Raw genomic sequence first — 2,464 nt, 5'->3', positions numbered from 1 at the left:
ATGGGTGTACGGACTCATAGTCGAGTTCTCCTTGTAGTTGGTCTTGTGGTGATTCCATTTTACAAGGACTCAGGCTATGAGTCTTTTCTATTTGACTAATTTGTTGCACTTGAATTGTAAATCCGTCACCCAAAGTGATCGACTAGGTGGCCGCCAATCGGTGCCGCGGCGAATACAGCGATGCCATAGGCGGCGTTGAAAAAGCCTACATTGCTGGTCAATCCTTGAGTTTGTCCAAAGACAACTAAAAATGCGAAGACACATGACCAAGCCATCATGAAAAAGAACTGAAGTAGTGCCGGTGGAATGGCCTCCTTAGCAACAAAACCTGATAAAGAGATTTTGAAGTGCTTGCTGCGATGTCTGGACCCAGCAATTTGAATATTTAAAATTGCTAGGATGGAGATGATTTCAATAGCGGCAGCAATCAGAAAGCAAATCTGATAGCCGGTAATTTCACTGATTTTGAGAGCAATAACCGGTGCAATCAAAGTAGCAATTCCGCGAGCAACCGCCAGTGTACCAATACCACTTGCGATTTCCTTTCGTGAAACAACATCAGCAGCTATTGTCAGGCATACAGGGGCACTGAATGCCTGACCAATCCCTTGCACAATTCGAAAAACTAATAGGATGGGAACTGAGGTTGATAAGGCTTCACCAATAAAAGAGATAGTAATGACGATAACGGAAATAAATAGTAACACTTTGCGATTGAAATAATCGATAGCAGGGCCTGATACGAGGCGGAAAACTAGAGACCCGTAGGTGAATCCCGTCGCTGAAATGCCAATAATTAGTGGTGTAGCGCCTAGAGATTGGGTGAAGGGTGAAACGAGCGTCTCTCCGAAGTCCAAACCTAAGTTGACCATTAAATAGACTAGAAATATGGCCGCAAAAGAATGCTTCTTGAGTGAAAAGCGCATTGTCGTCCTCCGATAAAACGTGACAATATGTTGTCGAAACAACAGTGTCCGATTACTATTTTTCTTCTTATTAACGACATCTGTTAAGTTCAAGGAAAGCACCACCAAACAAAATGTAACTACCGGCAATAAGCATTAATTAGTTACAGTATTACAATTCATGGGCAATGTGTCATCCGCCTTTTGTGCTGTAACTAATCTTTATCTTTATTGGTACTATCATCGTTCGCTGCGAGAGTAGCAATGCGGGTTTTAACGTATTTTTGTGTGAACAGTAATAAGACAACTGCAACAGCGACCCAGACCGGGGCAACTCGATACATAGTCGCATATCCAAAGGAGGATACTAATACTCCACCGATAATGGGTCCGACTAATTGGCCAATATCGGAAGCAACAAATAACGTACTGCTTGCCGCACCACGACGATTTTCTGGAACAACGTTCATTGCCATCGATCTTACAACCGGGCCAGCAGCTCCATATCCGAATGCACCAACTACTGCGGCGAGTAGTAATATCCATAAGCTGGAAGAAAAGCTAATCAGCCATAGAGCCAGTGCCATCAGCACTAACATTGGGATGAGCATTAAGTACCCATAGTGATCTACTAGTTTACCACCGAGAGGCGCGGCAATAAAAACAGCAAGGCCATATGCGGTGTTGAAGAAACCGACGTTGCTTCCGAATCCTTGTGCCTGGCCATAGACCATAATGAATGCGAAGACGCTTGACCATGCCATCATGAAGAAGAACTGCATCAGTGCCGGTGGGATGGCCTCTTTAGCGATAACGCCAGAGACTGAGAATTTGAATTTTTTCGTCTTGATGGGCTTTACTTTGATGAATAGAAGAACGATAACACCGATTAATAGAGTGACAAAAGCGGTGAGATATGCGATCCGAAAGCTTGTTGCTTCTTGAATTTTTAGACCAACAATAGCGCCAAGAAGGGTTGATCCTGCGGTACCCAGTGCAAATATTCCCATACCTGCGGACATATTGTCACGATCAAGTGTGTCAGCTGCGATTGCGATGAATGTTGTGGCAGTGAAGGCTTGTCCAATGCCTTGAAGAATCCGAAAAGCAATTAACATTGGCATTGAGATAGCGAAGGCATCACCGAAAAATGCAATTGCAATCACGACGACAGCACCTATTAATAATCGTTTACGATTAAAAGAGTCAATTGCGGGACCAGACACGGCCTTAAAGACAATTGATCCGTATGTGAAACCGGTTGCAACTACGCCCATTAGAACTGGTGCGGCACCTAAAAATTTGGCATAGGGTGCAGACAGGTTATTCGCCATGTTTAATGATAAGTTGACGAGGAAATATGCCAATAGCAGTCCTGCGAACGCTAGCGACCAGACTTTGGGTTTGTTTGAGGTCTCGGAGTTAGCTTTAGCCTGGATTATTCATAGAATTTCAAAAAAGCAGCGCAATCCCATGATTCACACGGGACTGCGCTGCTTTGGTGTTTCACCCATTGGGTGCGCCTATATGCTAAGGTTGAGTCGACGAAAACCATCACG

General features: G+C 44.2%; 2 protein-coding genes. Both read right to left on the bottom strand.

Annotated features, from left to right (window positions below):
* Positions 1-125: 125 nt before the first annotated feature.
* Complete coding sequence (locus ACYVRB_RS14160; protein WP_461216059.1) at positions 126-926, bottom strand: MFS transporter; 801 nt, start codon at positions 924-926, stop codon at positions 126-128.
* A 194-nt stretch (positions 927-1,120) separates the two neighbouring features.
* A complete protein-coding gene (locus ACYVRB_RS14155; protein ID WP_461216058.1) occupies positions 1,121-2,272 on the bottom strand; it encodes an MFS transporter in 1,152 nt (383 codons plus the stop codon).
* Positions 2,273-2,464: the final 192 nt, after the last annotated feature.

This window comes from Lacticaseibacillus boliensis (genome assembly GCF_054784775.1).
This window is presented reverse-complemented; position numbering and strand designations above follow the sequence as displayed.